Consider the following 17794-nt stretch of genomic DNA (forward strand, 5'->3'; position numbering starts at 1 on the left):
GGGCAACGGCGGCCCCCGGGCCGGAACACCCCCCTGTGGTCCGGCCCCCGGCCCGACCCCCCCCCCCCGCGGGGGGGCGCCGGGGGGGGGGGGGGGGCGGGGCCGTCCGCGGGCTCGACGGGGCGGGCTCACGCCCTCACGAGGTCACAGGTACGGGCCACCCGTACGCGCCCTGCCGGGACCCTGGTCCTCGTCCTCGTGCGAGCCGACGCCCGGGGGCAGGGCGCGGCGCATCTGCTCCAACTGGGCGCGCGCCGCCATCTGCTGGGCGAACAGTGCCGTCTGGATGCCGTGGAAGAGTCCTTCCAGCCATCCCACCAGCTGCGCCTGCGCGATCCGCAGTTCCGCGTCCGAGGGGATTCCGTCGTCGGTGAAGGGGAGGGAGAGCCGCTCCAGCTCCTCGACGAGTTCGGGCGCGAGGCCCTCCTCCAGCTCCTTCACCGAGCTGTGGTGGATCTCCTTGAGCCGGACCCGGCTCGCCTCGTCGAGGGGTGCCGCCCGCACCTCCTCCAGCAGCTGTTTGATCATGCTGCCGATCCGCATGACCTTCGCGGGTTGCTCGACCATCTCCGTCACCGGGATCTCCCGCGACTCGTCGTCGCCGCCCCCGCCGCCGAGCGCCATACCGTCCTGCCCGACGATGAGGACCTGCGGACTCTCCGACCGTTCATTCCTCGGCATCTCCATGCCGCCATTCTCTCGTACAGACGCGTCACCACTCGGTCTGCCCCCGCGCGGAGGTGATCCACCCTCGCGCGCGGGGACGCGCTCCCCCGTCGGCGCTGACGTGGGCCCCTAGGCCGCCGCCCGGCGGGCCACCGCCCCGCGCGAGCGGGTGAGCAGGGCCGCGAGCAGCGCGGCGCCCAGGGGGACGGCGATCAGCAGGGCGCCGAGCGTCTCCCAGGGGATGACGATCGGTGTCTGCGGCAGGTCGGCCGCGCCGGCCCAGCCGCCGTCGCGGGCCTCCTCGTACCAGCGCGCCGCCTCCCGCCGTTCGGTGAGCCGCAGCCCGATCGCGGGCAGGACGCCGGCGAGCGAGCCGAGCACGACGCCCATCACCGCGACCACCCCGCACTGGAAGCCGCTGAGGGTGCGGCGCACCCGGGGCGGCGCCCCGACGGCGGCGAGGGTCTTCAGATCGGCCTCGGCGTCGGCCTGGGCGAGACCGGTCGCGATGCCGGCCGCGCCGATCGTGATGAGACCGGCGAAGAGGGTCAGGGCCAGCAGCACGATGCCTGCCTCGCTGGTGTACCCCTTCTCCACGTGCAGCTCGACGTCGCTGCCGATCCGGGCGAGCTCGTCGTCGAGCTTCTGCCGCGGCTCACTGCCGGGCACGTGGTCGGTGGAGAAGTACGAGCCCAGGGGGACCGTGGTGAGGCCCGCGGCCCGGGCGGCGGCCGGGCTGATCACGCCCGCGATGCCGTAGGAGGCGCTGCCCTCGGGGGCCAGGTACGCGGGGAGGCGCTTCACCTGACCGGGCGGCACCTGGCCCTTCTCCACCGCCGCGGCGGCCTTGGCCGGGTCGGTGATCACGCGCAGCGCGACGGCGCCGGCGTCGACGTGCGGCTTGCGGAAGGAGACGACGCCCCCCTCGGTCAGCGCTTTCCGGGCACCCGGGTCGTCGACCCCGAGCACCGTCAGCAGCTTCTCGTCCGCCACGACCAGGCCGTCCTCCGTGGGGACCGAGCCCATGCCCGAGGACGTGCAGCGCCAGTCGTCGGCCAGCTTGCGGCGCTCCTGCGGGGAGAACTTCGCCGAGGGGTCCTCGTCACCGGGGCCGGCGGCCCACAGCGGGCACTCGTTCGCCTTGGGGACGACCACCTCGAGCCGGCCGCACCCGTCGTCCTCCTCGTAGGGGGAGCAGCCGGGCTTGCCGACCACGATCCGCGAGACGTCCGCGCGCAGGTCCACGGGGAGGTGCTTCTGCACCGCCTCGCGCACCGCGGGGACGTCCCGGCCGCCGTCCTGGACCACGAGGGCGGAGACGGCGCCGTGCGGCAACTGCGCCTCGTAGTCGGCGCGCCGCTGCGCGTCCTGGCTGGCCGCGTACGTGGCCACGGCGACCGTGCCGGCGACGGCGGCGAGGACGGCGGCGACAGCGGGTGCCGTGCGCCCCCGGTTGCGGACGGCGTCGCGCAGGGCCAGCCGGGGCGACAGGGGCAGCCAGCGGCCGACGCGGCCGAAGAGGCCGACCAGCATCGGCGTCATGGCGACGACACCCAGCTCGGCCAGGGCGCTGCCGCCGGCGACGATGACGAACTGGTCGGTCACCACCGAGCCGTAGAGGGCGATGGCGCCACCGACCAGGGTGGCCACGAGTCCCACGACGGGCAGGACGCGGTTGCTCCTGCGTACGCCGCGACGGCCCGTCAGCGAGGCGAGCACCGTCTCGCGGGAGGCCGTGACGGCGGGTACGACGGCGGCGAGCAGACCGGTCAGCACGGCGAGGGCACCGATGCCGAGCAGTTCCAGGGGGCGCACGTCGAAGGCGCCGAAGCGCTGGCCCAGGGTGTCCTCCAGCACCGGCTGCAGGGCGAAGGTCAGGGCGAGGCCGAGGACCGTGCCGGTGACGGCCGCGGCCACACCGATCACCAGGCCGCCGGCCAGCACGATGGCGCGGATGTGGCTGCGGGCGCCGCCGTTGGCGCCGACCAGGCCGAGCTGGCGGCGGGAGCGGCGCGCGCCGACGGCGAACGCCGGGCCGGCGAGCAGGCAGATCTCCAGCATGGCGAGTCCGACGATGGTGGCGCCGGCGACCAGGACGGCCTTCTCCTCACCCGAGTCGTTCCCGTACCTCCCCCAGTCGCTCTGCTGGTAGAGCGGTACGTCGGCGTCGGCGGGCGGGGCCACGAGGACCGCGCGGGACACCACGCCGACGCCCTTGGTGTTGGCCTCCTTGACCATGTTCCACGTGAAACCACCGCCCTGGGAGCCGGCCCGGTCCGGGTCGAGTTTCACCAGCAGGGTGGTGGACCGGCTGGTGGAGGCCATGCCGGACGCTTCGAGGCCCTTGCGGAGCGGGTCGAGGAAGGCTCCCGGGAGGGCGTTGACCTCAAGGGCCTTCAGGTCGTCGGGGAGCTCGTACGAGCCGACGATCCGGTACTCGCGGGCGAGTCCGCGGGCGGAGACCGAGCCGCCGACCTTCAGGCCGCTCTCCTCCAGGAAGCGTGCCGAGGCCGCGACCTCGTCGGCACGCTCGGGGAAGCGGCCCTCCAGCAGCGTCATGATGCCGCGCGCGGCCGGGTGGGCCGCCTGGAGTTCGCGGATCTCCGTGTGGAGCAGGCCGTGCACGGTGCGCAGCTTGCCGGAACCGCTGCTGTCCTTCAGGACGGTGGCCCCGGTCGGGACGACGCCCTTCAGGTCGGCGTCACCCTCGGGCAGCGGCTTGTGCTCCCAGTCCCCCGCGGGGACGATCGTCTGGCCGTCGGGGGACTGCAGGACGGCCGCCCCGCCGTAGTCGGGGTCCTGCAGCCGGGCGTCGGCCGCGCCGAGCAGCCGGGCGGCGCTCTCCTGCGGCGACAGTTCGGCGCTGCGCAGGGTCAGGTCGGTGGCGCTCACACCGAGGATGGGCAGCGCGATCATCGCGAGGACGAGGAAGCTGCGGCCCTTGAAGCGCCAGGCGTCGCGGCGGGCGATCCGCACCGCGGCGCGCCAGGAGTGGAACCAGTTGTTCACCGCTCGCCCGCCTGGCCCGAGAGCAGGGACTCGGCGCCGGAGCGCACGGTCTGGTCGACGACGGCGCCGTCGCGCAGGAAGACCACGCGGTCGGCCCAGGCGGCGAACCGCGGCTCGTGGGTGACGAGGACGCCGGCCGCGCCGGCGTCGCAGCGCGACCGGAGCAGGGCGAGGACGGACTCGCCGGTCTCGGAGTCCAGGGCGCCTGTCGGTTCGTCGGCGAGGACGAGCCGCCGGTCGCCGACGAGCGCGCGGGCTATCGCCACGCGCTGCTGCTGGCCGCCGGACATCTCGTCGGGGAACCGGTCGGCGAGATGGGCGAGGCCCATCTCCTCCAGCGCGGCGAGGGCCTCGCCGCGCGCCTTGCGGGCGGAGGTGCCGTCCAGTTCGCGGGGCAGGGCGACGTTCTCGGCGGCGGTGAGCGCCGGGATGAGGTTGTAGTCCTGGAAGACGTAGCCGATGCTGCGGCGGCGCAGGGCGGCGAGGGTCTTGCGGTCGGCCGTGGTGATGTCGGTGTTCTCCACGACGACCCGGCCGGAAGTCGGGGTGTCGAGGCCGCCGGCGATGGTGAGCAGGGTGGACTTGCCCGAACCGGAGGGGCCCATGACGGCGACCAGTTCGCCCGGGAAGACGTCGAGGTCGATGCCGCGCAGGGCGTGCACCTCCGTGGCGCCGGTGCCGTGGACGCGGGTCAGCTGCTGGAGTTGCAGAACGGGCCGGAGTGACTGGTTGGGCGGCTGTGACAGCTGTGGCGTCGACATGGACATGGAGGGTTCCCCCTTGGCGGGCGGCCCGGCACGGGTCGGCGGGCGCGCACGGAGCGGTCGGTCGGTGGGTCGGTGTGTCGGTCGGTGTGTCGTTCAGTGGGTGGTGCGGCGGGGCGTGCGGTCGCGCGCGCCGGTGTCCTCGATCGGTGGTACCGGAACCGGAACCGGAACCGGGGCCGAGGCCGGGTCCGGGGCAGGAGCCGGGGCCGGGTCCTGCCGGGCCGCCGCCGAGAGGCGGATCAGGCGCGCCTCGCAGTGGTCCAGCCAGCGCGCCTCCGCCTCCGTCTGGAAGATCAGCTGTTCCAGGACCAGGAGCCAGGCCACGTCGTCACGCTGCTGCGGACCGGTGTCCTCGACGGCGGAGAGGGCCCGCGCCTTGAGGCGCGTGTAGTCCTGCATCGCCTTGACGGTGTGCCGCCGCTGGGACTGGATCACCGCGCGGATGTCCACGCCCGACGCCCCGACCGCCATGGCGAGCTTGATGGCGAGCTCGTCCCGGGCCGGGCTGGTGCGGTCGACGGGCCGTTCGAACCAGGTGCGCAGCTCCGCGCGCCCCTCGTCGGTGATGACGTACAGCGGGTGGCCCGCCCCGTCCTCCCCCTGCTGCGCGACCATGCCGTCCCGCTCCAGCCGGCTGAGGGTCGTGTAGACCTGGCCGACGTTCAGCGGCCAGGTGGAACCGGTGCGTGACTCGAACTCCGAGCGGAGCTGGGAGCCGTAGCGCGGGCCGCGTTCGAGGAGGGCCAGCAGGCCGTGGCGGATCGACATACTCAGTATGTATACCGAGTATGTTCGCAGGGACAACCGACTCGGGAGGGACCGGCGGGTCCCCCCTGAGGAGGACGGGCGGGGTGGCGGGGGGTCAGCGGCGGCGCAGCCGCAGCCCGAGGAAGCCGATGCCGAGGCCCATCAGGGAGAGGCCCACGCCCGCGGTGAGGACGGGAATGCGCCGGTCGACGCCCGTTTCCGCGGCGTGCGCGCGCGCTTCGCGCGCGGCGGCCGAGGGTGTGTGGCGGGGCGCGTCGGCCGCGGGAGAGTCCCCCTCGGGTACGACGTCGAGTTCCGGTTCCTCGTCGGCGAAGCGGTCCGGCTCTGTTGCCGTCTTGGTACGGGAGCCGTCGCCGGGGGCGTGCGAGGCGACGGGGAAGGCGGACGGCCCGGTGGGCGACGGCTTGACCGGGCGCCCCGGCTTCGGCCGCCCGACACCGGCGGGCCGGCCGGCGAGAGACGGCCGCGGCGGGGTGGTCACCGGGCGCAGGGAGGGCGACGCCGGGCCGGTGGGCGGGCGGTTCGTGGTGGGGGGTGATGACGACGAGGGGGCGGGCGGTGCGGCCGGCGGGGCGGCCGACGGGGAGACGGAGCCGGGGCCGCCGTCCGGCCGGGTGCCGTCATCCGCACCCGCACTCGCGTCCGGGCCGGCGCCCGGACCGGCGCTCGCGCCGCTCCCGGTACCCGGGCCGCTGCCCGTGCCCGGATCGCCGCCCGTAGCCGTGTCCGTACCGGGGCCGGGGCCGGAGCCGGGGACCGGGACCGGGACGGGGGGAGGCTCCGGCGGGCGGGGCACGTCCTGGCCGGCGCTCGGTACGGGCGGCCCGGTCTCCTCCGCGCCGGCGGCGGGGGCCCAGTACAGCCACGCCGAGAGCAGCGCTGCGGACAGGGACAGCGACAGGGCGGCGGGGGACGCGGGGGCGGCGGGGTGTCGGGGGCAGTGCCGCGGGCCGAGTGGTGGAGCAGTCACCGGGTGACCCTCTCCCTGAGAGCAGCGGGGTGGTGCGATCACCGTCGCACGGTGGGGGACCGCCCGCATGCGGGGGCGGGGCCCGCATCGCCCGTGCAAGTGACGCCCGCGCCCGTCCCGACCGCACGCCCGCACCTCGCGCGCGAAGCCCGCCCCGTGCCGCACCCGTGAGGTGCCGCGCCACGACACCAGCGCCGCGGCAGGAGACCCAGCGCCGCGGAGACCGCGCCGCGAGACGCCGCGCCACGGAGGCGCCGCGCCACGGGGGCGCCGCGCCACCAGGCGCCGGCCCGCGAGAGGTGCCGTTACTGCCCGGGGTCCCCCGTGGCGACCGTCAGCTCGAAGGTCTGGTTGCCCGGCAGCACGGCGCTGCCCTCGCGCGGGAACTGCTGGATGACCTGGTCCTCGGCGTACAGGGGGTCGTCGACCTCCTTGATCTGGTACTTCCAGCCCGCGTCCTGGATGCACTCCTTCACCGAGATGACGTCCTTGTAGATGAAGCTGGGAGCGCGCACCTTCGCCGGGTCGTTGGTGTCCTCCTGGGCCTCCGAGCACTCCGTCGCCTTGATCGTCCGGAAGCGCTCGGGCCCCTTGTGGCCGGCCGCGGCCGGCGCGGAGGCCGAGGAACCGGCCTGACCGCCCGTGCCGCCGCCCGGGTCCTCGCCGTCCTTCAGCGAGAGCGCGGTGATGACGCCGCCGACGGCGATCAGCGCGACGACGATCGCGCCCACGATCATCGGCGTGTTCCGCCGCCCGCCGCCGCTGCCACCGGCCGCGCCCGGGCCGCCGACGACGGGGCCCGTGGGGTAGGTGACCGGGCCGGGCGCCGGGGTCTGGTAGGCGGGCGCCGGGGTGTGGGCCTGGTGCGGGTAGCCGTACGCGGCCGGGGTGGGCGCCGGCGTCGGAGGGCCGTACGGGCCCGGGGTCGGCGCCGGGGCCTGGTACGGCGTGTGGACGCCGCCCTGCGGGACGGGCTGGGGGTTCGCCGCGTCCAGCGGCGGGAACACCGCGGAACCCACCCCGGAGCCGCTGTTCGTGGGGGCGCCCGCCACGATCACGGGGGCGCCGGTCTGCCCGGCGGACAGGACGCGCAGGCACTCGTCGCGCATGGCGGCGGCGCTCGGGAAGCGCTCGTTCGGGTTCTTCTTCAGCGCCCGCGCCACCAGCGCGTCCATCGCCGGGGTCAGCGAGCGGTTGATGGTGGAGGGCGCGACCGGCTCCTCCTGGACGTGTGCGTACGCGATGGCGAGCGGCGAGTCGGCGTCGAAGGGGAGTCGGCCCGTCAGCAGCTGGAACAGCATGATGCCGACCGAGTACAGGTCGGAGCGGGCGTCGACGGCGCGGCCCAGGGCCTGCTCGGGGGAGAGGTACTGCGGGGTGCCGACGACCATGCCGGTCTGCGTCATGGACGTGACGCCGGACTGCATGGCGCGGGCGATGCCGAAGTCCATCACCTTGACCACGCCGCGCTTGGTCACCATGACGTTGCCCGGCTTGATGTCGCGGTGGACCAGGCCCATCTCGTGGCTGGTCTCCAGCGCGGCGAGCACGTCCGCGGTCACCTTCAGGGCCTGGTCGGCCGGCATCGCGCCGTGGCTCTGCACGTCCGCCGCGAGCACCGAGCCGAGCGGCCGGCCCTCCACATACTCCATGACGATGTACGGCATGACGCCGCCTTCGCCCATCGAGGGGTCGGTGAAGACGACCGTGTCCTCGCCGGTGTCGAAGACGGAGACGATGTTGGTGTGCTGGAGCTTGGCGACCGCCTGCGCCTCGCGCCGGAACCGTTCGCGGAACGACTGCTCCCGGCCGAGTTCCGAGTGGAGGGTCTTGATGGCGACCTGGCGGTCCAGCGCGCTGTCGTAGGCCAGGTACACCGAGGCCATGCCGCCCTCGCCGAGCAGGTCGCGCAGCTGGTACCGGCCGTTCGCCACGGAACCGCCGGCATAGCGGCCCTGAGCGCCGTCCTGGCTCATCGTGCTTCCCCCTACGCGCGCGCGTGCCCGCGGTGATCCGTACTGACGGGCCCAGTCTGCCCCAGGCGACCGACACGTCAAGCCGGGTGCCCGTTCCGTGACCGTACGCGCGGGAAGCGTCTCGGAAGCGTTACGTGAACCGCGTCGAATTTGCACGGGCGTACGCCGAACCGATTGGATGGCCGGTCCATCCCGGACCGCCGCGTCGCGCGGAGGCTGTAGCGTGACGTGGCGAAGTACCCCTTGGGAGACGGCGGCACACCGCTCGCGGGCACAGCGCGCGGACGGCAACGGAAATGACGGCGAGGACGATGGCACCCGGATCCGAAGCAGGTGGCGGCGGAGTGTCGGACGACGGAGCGTCGGGGCGCGGTGAGGCCGTCGAGTTCGGCGAGGGCGGCCTGGTCGGCGACGGTCGCTACCGGCTGACCCACCGCCTCGGCCGCGGTGGCATGGCGGAGGTGTTCGCCGCGGAGGACGTGCGGCTCGGCCGCACGGTCGCGGTGAAGCTCCTCCGTGCCGACCTGGCGGAGGACCCGGTCTCCAAGGCCCGCTTCACGCGCGAGGCGCAGTCGGTCGCGGGCCTGAACCACCACGCGATCGTGGCGGTGTACGACTCCGGCGAGGACGAGGTCAACGGCAAGGCCGTGCCGTACATCGTCATGGAGCTGGTCGAGGGCCGCACCATCCGTGAGCTGCTGCTCGGCGCGGAGGCCCCGCCGCCCGAGCAGGCCCTGATCATCGTGTCGGGCGTCCTGGAGGCGCTGGCGTACTCGCACCAGCACGGCATCGTCCACCGCGACATCAAGCCGGCGAACGTCATCATCACGCACGGCGGCGCCGTGAAGGTGATGGACTTCGGCATCGCCCGCGCCCTGCACGGCGCGTCGACGACGATGACGCAGACCGGCATGGTCATGGGCACCCCCCAGTACCTGTCGCCGGAGCAGGCCCTCGGCAAGGCCGTCGACCACCGCTCGGACCTGTACGCCACGGGCTGCCTGCTGTACGAGCTGCTCGCGCTGCGCCCGCCGTTCGTCGGCGAGACGCCGCTGTCGGTGGTGTACCAGCACGTCCAGGACGTGCCGGTGCCGCCGTCCGAGGTCTCCGACGTGGCGCCGCCGCCGGAGCTGGACGGGCTGGCGATGCGGGCGCTCGCGAAGGACCCGGACGACCGGTTCCAGAGCGCCGAGGAGATGCGCGGCCTGATCCAGTACGGGCTGCGCATGCTCCAGGAGCAGGGCGGCCACACCGGTACGTGGAGCACCGGCCCGGTCGGCGCGCACGACGGCGGTCCGACGCCGCTCGGCGGCATCGCGGCGACCGCGGTGATGGCCGCGGCGACGGGCGGCCCCGGGGGCGCTGCGACACCGGGGCGGCCCGGCCACGCGGTCCACCCCGTGCACGGGGACACCTCGCAGGGCCCGATCCTGCCGCCGCGCAACCCCGACGACGGCGGCTACGCGGCCGGGTACGGCGGGCACGGCGGGCACGGCCGCGGGGGTGGCGGGCGCGGCAAGGTACTGCTGTTCGTCGCGTTCGCGCTGATCGCGATCGTGGCGGGCGTCGCGTACGCGCTCAAGGTCGGCAACCCGTCCGGCGGCGGCACCGGTACGAAGCCGACCACCTCGCCGAAGCCGTCGATCACCAGCAGCACGACGCCCTCCCCGTCCCCGTCGACGTCGGAGGAGGAGCAGGAGCCCGACACGTCGACCGGAGGCGGCGGCGAGTGGGAGAACCAGCCGTCGTGGAAGCCGCGGCCCCCGTCGTACAGCCAGGACCCGTCGCCGTCCACGGGCGGTACGGGCGGCAGCACCACGGGCTCGACCGACGGCGGCACCACGGAGGGGTCCACGGACCAGGGCACCACGGAGGGCAGCACCACCGAGGGGTCCACGGACCAGGGCACCACCGAGGGCAGCACCACCGAGGGGTCCACGGACCAGGGCACCACCGAGGGCGGCGGCAACACCGGTTCGACCGACGGCGGCGGCGACACCACGGGGAGCACGACCGCCGGCCAGCAGGGCGGCACGTCGACGGGGGCCACCTCGACCACCGGGGCCACGACCGGCGGTTGAACGCCTGGGACCGGCACCGGCACGAGCTCCGGGACCGGTACCGGGACCGGCCCGACCGGGGGCCCGACCGACCCGCCGGGCCCGGCCGGCGCGTGAGGGCGTCGCCCGTCAGCCCGTGAAGGCGTCGTGCACCGCCTCGTACTCGCGCGTCCACCACACCGCCAGGGCCGACACCGCGGGGAACTGCGGGTCGGCCCTGCTGTCGTGCAGCTGGTAGCGCCAGCGCAGTATCCAGAAGTCGTTGAGCCGCTCCCACCACACGCGGTGCACCGCGGCCGCCAGCTCGGCCGCGTCCACCCCGGCGGCGCGCCGGTACGCGCGCGCGTAGGCCCGCACCTTCGCCAGGTCCAGCCGGCCGGTCGGCTGGACGTAGAAGATCATCGCGGCGCGGACGGCCTCCTCGGCCCGGGGCTGCACGCCCAGCCGGTCCCAGTCGACGATCGCGGCGGGTTCGGCGCCCCGGTACAGCAGGTTCAGCGGGTGGAAGTCGCCGTGGACCCAGCCGCCCGTCGCGGGCGTCGCGGGGGCCGGGCGGCGGTGGGCGTGCTCCGCCAGCAGCCGGCGCCGCTCGGTCAGCCGGTGCTCGGCCAGCTCGTCGAAGGCGGCCCGGTCGCGGCGTGCCCTCGCCAGGGCCAGCAGCTCGTCGATGAGCCGGAGCGTGTCCTCCGGGTCGGCGCTGCCGTAGTCGCGGCCCGCGGGGTGGGCGCGGGTGGCCCCCATGACGCGCTCCAGACACGTGTGGACGAACCCGAGGAGCGTGCCGAGCCGCCGGGAGCCGGCCTCCGTCAGCTGGGCGCCGTCCCGGTGGCGGCCCTCCACCCACGGGTGCAGGGCGTAGCAGTGGCCGCCGAGCAGGGCGACGGTGCGTCCCTCGGCGTCCGGGAGCGGCGGGGCGACGGGCACGCCGAGGTCGTGCAGGCGCTGGGTGGCCCGGTGCTGGCGGGTGATGGTCGCACGGTCGGAGGTGGGGGCGTCCAGGTGCTGTTTGAGGAAGTACGTGCCGCGCGTGGTGGTGAGGCGGTAGCCCCGGTTCAGCAGGCCCTGGGTGACCGGTACGCAGGTGAGCGGCTCGCCGTGCGGCGGGTACCGGCGCAGGAGGGCGCTCACGGGGGGTGCGGGGGGCGCACTGCGGCGGGGGGCGGGGACGTGGGGCACGTCGGGGACGGTGGGCGGAACCGTCACGGAGGCGGGCGGAGCCGTTACAGATGAGCGCGGCACTTGCCAGATGTTAGATCACTATCAGATGACCCGCGTCACATCCCGCGTCCGTCAACTCTTCCCGAGGCCGGGGTGCGCGGGATAACGTGCCCGTGTTCCGGCGGCCTGCGAGGCTGTCACCCGTGTTATCCGAAGCCGCGCCAGCGGTGTGACCAGGCGTTGTCCCCGCATTTCTCGATTTACTTGGAAATCCAAGCAAAATCGCAGGTCAAATGGGGTTTCGCAGGAATGCGGCGCACTGGGTAACGTGCCTATGACAGGGTGTTCGCCGGGGCAACTGTCACGCCTGTTCCCGGTCGCGAGAGCACCCACCCCGTGCACGCGACGGACCAGGCGAGCCGCACTGGTACCCGGCGGACCCCGGGGGCCGGACAGACGGAGGAGCACGCACGTGACCGTGGAAGGCACTGCCGCGCGCAAGCCGCGACGCAGCAGCGGCACCAGCACCGGTGGCACCGGCACCGGTGTCAAGCGCGCAGCGCGCGCGAGGAAGCCGCAGAGTTCGCACTCCGAGCCGCCGCTCGTACAGCTGCTGACGCCCGAGGGCGAGCGCGTCCAGCACCCCGAGTACGACGTCGACCTCGGCCCCGAGGAGCTGCGCGGGCTGTACCGGGACATGGTGATGACCCGCCGTTTCGACGGCGAGGCCACCGCTCTCCAGCGCCAGGGCGAGCTGGGCCTGTGGGCCTCGCTGCTCGGTCAGGAGGCCGCGCAGATCGGCTCCGGCCGGGCCCTGCGCGACGACGACTACGTCTTCCCGACCTACCGCGAGCACGGCGTCGCCTGGTGCCGCGGGGTCGACCCGACGAACCTGCTCGGGATGTTCCGTGGCGTGAACCACGGCGGCTGGGACCCGAACAGCAACAATTTCCACCTGTACACGATCGTGATCGGCTCGCAGACCCTGCACGCCACCGGCTACGCGATGGGCGTGGCCAAGGACGGCGCCGACTCCGCGGTCATCGCCTACTTCGGCGACGGCGCGTCCAGCCAGGGCGACGTCGCGGAGGCGTTCACCTTCTCGGCCGTGTACAACGCCCCGGTCGTGTTCTTCTGCCAGAACAACCAGTGGGCCATCAGCGAGCCCACCGAGAAGCAGACCCGCGTGCCGCTCTACCAGCGCGCGCAGGGCTTCGGCTTCCCCGGCGTCCGCGTCGACGGCAACGACGTCCTGGCCTGCCTGGCCGTGACCCGTTCGGCCCTGGAGCGGGCCCGCCGCGGCGAGGGCCCGACCCTCGTGGAGGCGTTCACGTACCGCATGGGCGCCCACACCACCTCGGACGACCCGACCCGCTACCGTCACGACGACGAGCGGGCCGCGTGGGAGGCGAAGGACCCGATCCTGCGCCTGCGCCGCTACCTGGAGGCCCAGGGCCACGCCGACGCGGCCTGGTTCGACGGGCTGGAGGCGGAGAGCGAGGCGCTCGGCAAGCGCGTCCGCGAGGCCGTGCGCGCCATGCCTGACCCGGACGACATGTCGATCTTCGAGAACGTCTACGCCGACGGGCACGCGCTCGTCGACGAAGAGCGCGCACAGTTCGCCGCCTACCAGGCGTCGTTCGCGGATGGCGAGGTCAAGTGATCATGGCGGTGCAGAAGCTTCCCCTCGCGAAGGCGCTCAACGAGTCGCTGCGCAAGGCCCTGGAGACCGACCCGAAGGTCCTCGTCATGGGCGAGGACGTCGGCAAGCTCGGCGGCGTGTTCCGCGTGACCGACGGGCTGCAGAAGGACTTCGGCGAGGAGCGGGTCATCGACACCCCGCTCGCCGAGTCCGGCATCGTGGGCACCGCGATCGGCCTGGCCCTGCGCGGCTACCGGCCCGTCGTGGAGATCCAGTTCGACGGTTTCGTCTTCCCCGCGTACGACCAGATCGTCACGCAGCTGGCGAAGATGCACGCGCGGGCCCTCGGCAAGGTCAAGCTGCCGGTCGTCGTGCGCATCCCGTACGGCGGCGGCATCGGCGCGGTCGAGCACCACAGCGAGTCGCCCGAGGCGCTCTTCGCGCACGTCGCGGGGTTGAAGGTGGTCTCGCCCTCGAACTCCTCGGACGCCTACTGGATGCTCCAGCAGGCCATCCAGAGCGACGACCCGGTGATCTTCTTCGAGCCGAAGCGGCGCTACTGGGACAAGGGCGAGGTCGACACCGAGGCCATCCCGGGCGAGCTGCACCGGGCGCGCGTCGTGCGTGAGGGCACGGACCTGACCCTCGCGGCCTACGGCCCGATGGTGAAGGTCTGCCTGGAGGCGGCCGCGGCCGCCGCCGAGGAGGGCCGCTCCCTGGAGGTCCTCGACCTGCGCTCGGTCTCCCCGCTCGACTTCGACGCCGTCCAGGCGTCGGTGGAGCGGACGCGGCGGCTCGTGGTCGTCCACGAGGCGCCGGTGTTCTTCGGTTCGGGCGCGGAGATCGCCGCCCGGATCACCGAGCGGTGCTTCTACCACCTGGAGGCCCCGGTGCTGCGCGTGGGCGGTTACCACGCGCCGTACCCGCCGGCCCGGGTGGAGGAGGAGTACCTGCCGGGTCTGGACCGGGTGCTCGACGCCGTCGACCGCGCGCTGGCGTACTGAGGAGGACACCCCGTGATCCGCGAGTTCAAGATGCCGGACGTCGGTGAGGGTCTCACCGAGGCCGAGATCCTCAAGTGGTACGTCAAGCCCGGCGACACCGTCAGCGACGGCCAGGTCGTCTGCGAGGTGGAGACGGCGAAGGCGGCGGTGGAGCTGCCGATCCCGTTCGACGGCCTCGTGCACGAGCTGCGCTTCCCCGAGGGGACGACCGTCGACGTCGGCGAAGTGATCATTTCGGTGAACACGGCCGCCGACGGGGCGCCGCCGCAGGCGCCCGCCGCCGCGCAGGAGGTTCCCGCCCCGGCGCCCGCCGCGGCCGCGCCCGCCGCGGCCGCGCCGGTGCCGGCCGTCGAGGAGGAGGCCGAGCCGCAGGTCCGGCAGCCGGTCCTCGTCGGCTACGGCGTGGCCGCGTCGTCCACCAAGCGGCGCCCGCGCAAGCAGGCCGCCGCCACCGGCGCCGCGCCCATCGCGCAGGCGGCGGTGCAGGGCGAGCTGAACGGCCACGCCCCGGCGCCCGTGGCACCGGTGCCGCAGGCCCGGCCGCTGGCCAAGCCGCCCGTGCGGAAGCTGGCCAAGGACCTCGGCGTCGATCTGGCGACCGTCGTCCCGACCGGCCCCGACGGGATCGTCACCCGCGAGGACGTGCACAAGGCGGCCGCTCCGGTCGAGGTGCCCGCGGCCGTACCCCCGCAGGCGCCGGCGCCCGCCGCCCCCGCGGCGGCGGAGTCCCGGCCGGCGGCGTCCGCCCCGGCGGCGGAGCCCGTCGCGGCCGGCGTCCGGGAGACCCGCGTGCCGATCAAGGGCGTGCGGAAGGCCACGGCGCAGGCCATGGTCGGGTCGGCGTTCACCGCGCCGCACGTCACCGAGTTCGTCACGGTCGACGTCACCCGCACCATGCGGCTGGTCGAGGAGCTGAAGGCGGACCGGGACATGGCGGGGCTGCGGGTCAACCCGCTGCTGCTCGTCGCCCGGGCCCTGCTCGTCGCGATCCGGCGCAACCCCGAGGTCAACGCCTCGTGGGACGAGGCCGCGCAGGAGATCGTGGTCAAGCACTACGTCAACCTGGGCATCGCCGCCGCCACCCCGCGCGGTCTGATCGTGCCGAACATCAAGGACGCGCACGCCAAGACCCTCCCCGAACTGGCTTCCGCCCTCGGTGAGCTGGTCGCCACGGCCCGCGAGGGCCGGACCACTCCGGCGGCCATGCAGGGCGGCACGGTGACGATCACCAACGTCGGCGTCTTCGGCGTCGACACCGGCACGCCGATCCTCAACCCCGGCGAGTCGGCGATCCTCGCCGTCGGTGCGATCAAGCTCCAGCCGTGGGTCCACAAGGGCAAGGTCAAGCCGCGTCACGTCACCACGCTGGCGCTCTCCTTCGACCACCGTCTGGTCGACGGCGAGCTCGGCTCGAAGGTGCTGGCCGACGTCGCGGCGGTACTGGAGCAGCCGAAGCGCCTCATCACCTGGGCGTGACGGCGGCCCGGCCACCCGGCCGGAACCGCCGCCGGGACCCGGCAGCCGCCGGCACCCGGCACCCCGGCAGCCGCCGGTCGGAGGGCCCGGGCGCACCACGCGCCCGGGCCCTCCGGCCGTACGGGTGCGCCTCCGGCCACGGCGCCCGGCCACGGGGGTGCGCCTCCGGCCGCGGCGTGGATCCGGTCAAGGCACTCGGCCCCACGGCGTGCGCCCGGCCACGGCGCGCGTCCGCCACCGCCGGGCGTGTCCACATCATGGACACGCCCTTTGATGCACCCTACTTGTATCTAAGCTGTGCGCATGCCGTCCGCCACTCCCGCTCCCCCCTCGCCGCCCGCCGCCGAACGCGTCTACGCCCACGTCAAGCAGGCGGTCCTCGACCGCCGCTTCGAGGGCGGCACGCTCCTCACCGAAGGGGAGCTGGCCCAGGCCGTCGGCGTCTCCCGCACCCCGGTGCGCGAGGCCCTGCTGAAGCTGGAGATGGAAGGGCTGCTGAAGCTCTACCCCAAGAAGGGCGCCCTCGTCCTCGCCGTCTCCGCCCAGGAGATCGCCGACGTCGTCGAGACCCGCCTCCTCGTCGAGGAGTTCGCCGTCCGCCGCGCCGTACCGCTGTCCGCGCCGCTCCGGGAGCGGCTGGAGGAACTGCTGGACGAACAGCGGCGGCACGCGCACGACGGCGACCTGCGCGCGGTCGCCGTCGCGGACCGCTGCTTCCACGCCGAGATCGTGCGCCACGCCGGCAACCAGATCCTCTCCAAGCTCTACGACCAGCTCCGCGACCGGCAGTTGCGCATGGGCGTGGCCGTCATGGAGGCCCACCCCGACCGCATCGCGAAGAACATCACCGAGCACGCCGAGATCCTGGCGGCCCTGCGCGACGGCGACGCCGAGCGCGCGGCACGGTGCGTGCACGCCCACGTCAGCCGCGTGAAGGTGCTGGTCCGGGGTGAGGACCGGTGAGCTCCCCCGCCTCCCCCCACCCCGCCCCGCCGCCCGCCGCGCCCCCGGCCGACCCGCCCGGCGGCCGGCGGGCCGTCCTCGTCTGGGGCGTCGGCGTCTGCGTGTACCTGGTCGCCGTCGTCTTCCGCACGTCCCTGGGCGTGGCCGGGCTCGACGCCGCGGACCGCTTCCACGTCAACGCCTCCGCGCTGTCCGCGTTCTCCATCCTCCAGCTGCTGGTCTACGCCGGCATGCAGATACCCGTCGGCCTCATGGTCGACCGGCTCGGCACCCGCCGGGTGCTGACCCTCGGCATCGTGCTGTTCACCGCCGGGCAGCTCGGCTTCGCGCTCTCCCCGACCTACGGGATGGCGCTCGCCGCCCGCGCGCTGCTCGGCTGCGGCGACGCCATGACCTTCATCGCCGTGCTGCGCCTCGGCAGCCGCTGGTTCCCCGCCCGCCGGGGCCCGCTGGTGGTGCAGGTCGCGGGGCTCTTCGGCGTCATCGGCAACCTCCTGTCGACGATCGTCCTCGCCCGTGTGCTGGAGGACTGGGGCTGGACGGCCACCTTCGCCGGCAGCGCCGGGGCCGGCGTGGTCGTCCTCGTACTCGTCCTCGCCTTCCTCAAGGACCACCCCGAGGGCGCCGCCCCGGATCCGGTCCCGCACGCCGGGGCCGCGTACGTACGGCACCAGATCGCCACCGCCTGGCGGGAGCCGGGCACCCGGCTCGGCCTGTGGGTGCACTTCACGACGCAGTTCCCCGCCATGGTCTTCCTGCTGCTGTGGGGGATGCCGTTCCTGGTCGAGGCCCAGGGCCTCTCGCGGGGCCGGGCCGGCGAACTGCTCACCGTGGTGGTGCTCTCCAACATGGTGGTGAGCCTGGTGTACGGCCAGCTCATCGCCCGGCACCACCGGGCCCGCGCTCCCCTGGCGCTCGGCACCATAGCCGCCACGGCCGTCGTATGGGCGGCCATCGTCGCCCACCCGGGAGCCCACGCGCCGATGTGGCTGCTGGTCACCCTCTGCCTGGTCCTCGGCGCGTGCGGCCCCGCCTCGATGATCGGCTTCGACTTCGCCCGGCCCGCCAACCCGCCCGAGCGGCAGGGCACCGCCTCGGGCATCGTGAACATCGGCGGGTTCACCGCGTCGATGACGACGCTGTTCGCGATCGGCGTCCTGCTGGACGCCACCGGCGGCAGCTACCGGGTGGCGTTCTCCTCGGTCTTCGTCCTCCAGGCGCTGGGCATCACGCAGATCCTGCGCCTGCGCGCCCGCACCGCGCGGCGCGAACGCGAACGGCTCGTGGCCAGCCGCGTGGAGGCGGTCCACGTCCCGGTGTGAGGGCGCCGCCCGC

Annotated in this window: 13 protein-coding genes; 6 read left to right on the plus strand and 7 right to left on the minus strand. The window is 74.3% G+C overall.

The features are described 5' to 3' along the window. Positions 1–144: 144 nt before the first annotated feature. The 6 genes from ACF053_RS11165 to ACF053_RS11190 form a co-directional block, all read right to left on the minus strand. Positions 145–687 carry a bacterial proteasome activator family protein gene (locus tag ACF053_RS11165; RefSeq protein WP_391953602.1) on the minus strand — a complete coding sequence of 181 codons (543 nt, stop codon included), beginning with the start codon at positions 685–687 and terminating at the stop codon, positions 145–147. Positions 688–795: 108 nt separating this feature from the next. After that, positions 796–3675 carry an ABC transporter permease gene (locus tag ACF053_RS11170; protein ID WP_391953603.1) on the minus strand — a complete coding sequence of 960 codons (2880 nt, stop codon included), beginning with the start codon at positions 3673–3675 and terminating at the stop codon, positions 796–798. Next, on the minus strand, positions 3672–4442 hold the full coding sequence (locus ACF053_RS11175; RefSeq protein WP_391953604.1) for an ABC transporter ATP-binding protein: 771 nt from the start codon (positions 4440–4442) through the stop codon (positions 3672–3674). The genes ACF053_RS11170 and ACF053_RS11175 overlap by 4 nt, the downstream gene beginning before the upstream one ends. A gap of 93 nt (positions 4443–4535) precedes the next feature. Beyond that, the gene (locus tag ACF053_RS11180; RefSeq protein ID WP_391953605.1) at positions 4536–5210 is read right to left on the minus strand and encodes a PadR family transcriptional regulator; all 675 of its coding nucleotides are present in this window, start codon (positions 5208–5210) and stop codon (positions 4536–4538) included. A 94-nt stretch (positions 5211–5304) separates the two neighbouring features. Further along, entirely contained in the window at positions 5305–5691 is a 387-nt protein-coding gene (locus ACF053_RS11185; RefSeq protein ID WP_391953606.1) for a hypothetical protein, read from the minus strand. 794 nt (positions 5692–6485) lie between these two features. Beyond that, positions 6486–8156, minus strand: a complete 1671-nt coding sequence (locus ACF053_RS11190; RefSeq protein WP_391953607.1) for a protein kinase domain-containing protein — start codon at positions 8154–8156, stop codon at positions 6486–6488. A 311-nt stretch (positions 8157–8467) separates the two neighbouring features. Here ACF053_RS11190 and ACF053_RS11195 point away from each other — a divergent pair, with 311 nt between their 5' ends. Continuing rightward, a complete protein-coding gene (locus ACF053_RS11195; protein ID WP_391953608.1) occupies positions 8468–10237 on the plus strand; it encodes a protein kinase domain-containing protein in 1770 nt (589 codons plus the stop codon). Between the two features lie 108 nt (positions 10238–10345). Here ACF053_RS11195 and ACF053_RS11200 read toward each other — a convergent pair whose 3' ends face one another. Then, positions 10346–11344, minus strand: coding sequence for a phosphotransferase (locus ACF053_RS11200; RefSeq protein ID WP_391953609.1), 999 nt, complete (start codon positions 11342–11344; stop codon positions 10346–10348). 502 nt (positions 11345–11846) lie between these two features. Here ACF053_RS11200 and pdhA point away from each other — a divergent pair. The 5 genes from pdhA (at position 11847) to ACF053_RS11225 (ending at position 17781) form a co-directional block, all read left to right on the plus strand. After that, entirely contained in the window at positions 11847–13037 is a 1191-nt protein-coding gene (gene pdhA / locus ACF053_RS11205; protein ID WP_391953610.1) for a pyruvate dehydrogenase (acetyl-transferring) E1 component subunit alpha, read from the plus strand. A 2-nt stretch (positions 13038–13039) separates the two neighbouring features. Then, positions 13040–14020: an alpha-ketoacid dehydrogenase subunit beta gene (locus ACF053_RS11210; RefSeq protein ID WP_058944438.1), complete on the plus strand. Its 981-nt coding sequence runs from the start codon at positions 13040–13042 to the stop codon at positions 14018–14020. Between the two features lie 30 nt (positions 14021–14050). After that, on the plus strand, positions 14051–15496 hold the full coding sequence (locus ACF053_RS11215) for a dihydrolipoamide acetyltransferase family protein (protein ID WP_391953705.1): 1446 nt from the start codon (positions 14051–14053) through the stop codon (positions 15494–15496). 303 nt (positions 15497–15799) lie between these two features. Further along, entirely contained in the window at positions 15800–16459 is a 660-nt protein-coding gene (locus ACF053_RS11220; RefSeq protein WP_391953611.1) for a GntR family transcriptional regulator, read from the plus strand. After that, positions 16456–17781 carry an MFS transporter gene (locus tag ACF053_RS11225; RefSeq protein ID WP_391953612.1) on the plus strand — a complete coding sequence of 442 codons (1326 nt, stop codon included), beginning with the start codon at positions 16456–16458 and terminating at the stop codon, positions 17779–17781. Before ACF053_RS11220 ends, ACF053_RS11225 begins: the two co-directional genes overlap by 4 nt. The last annotated feature ends 13 nt before the right edge of the window (positions 17782–17794 follow it).

The organism is Streptomyces kanasensis (assembly GCF_043077165.1).
Taxonomy (GTDB): Bacteria; Actinomycetota; Actinomycetes; order Streptomycetales; family Streptomycetaceae; genus Streptomyces; species Streptomyces changanensis.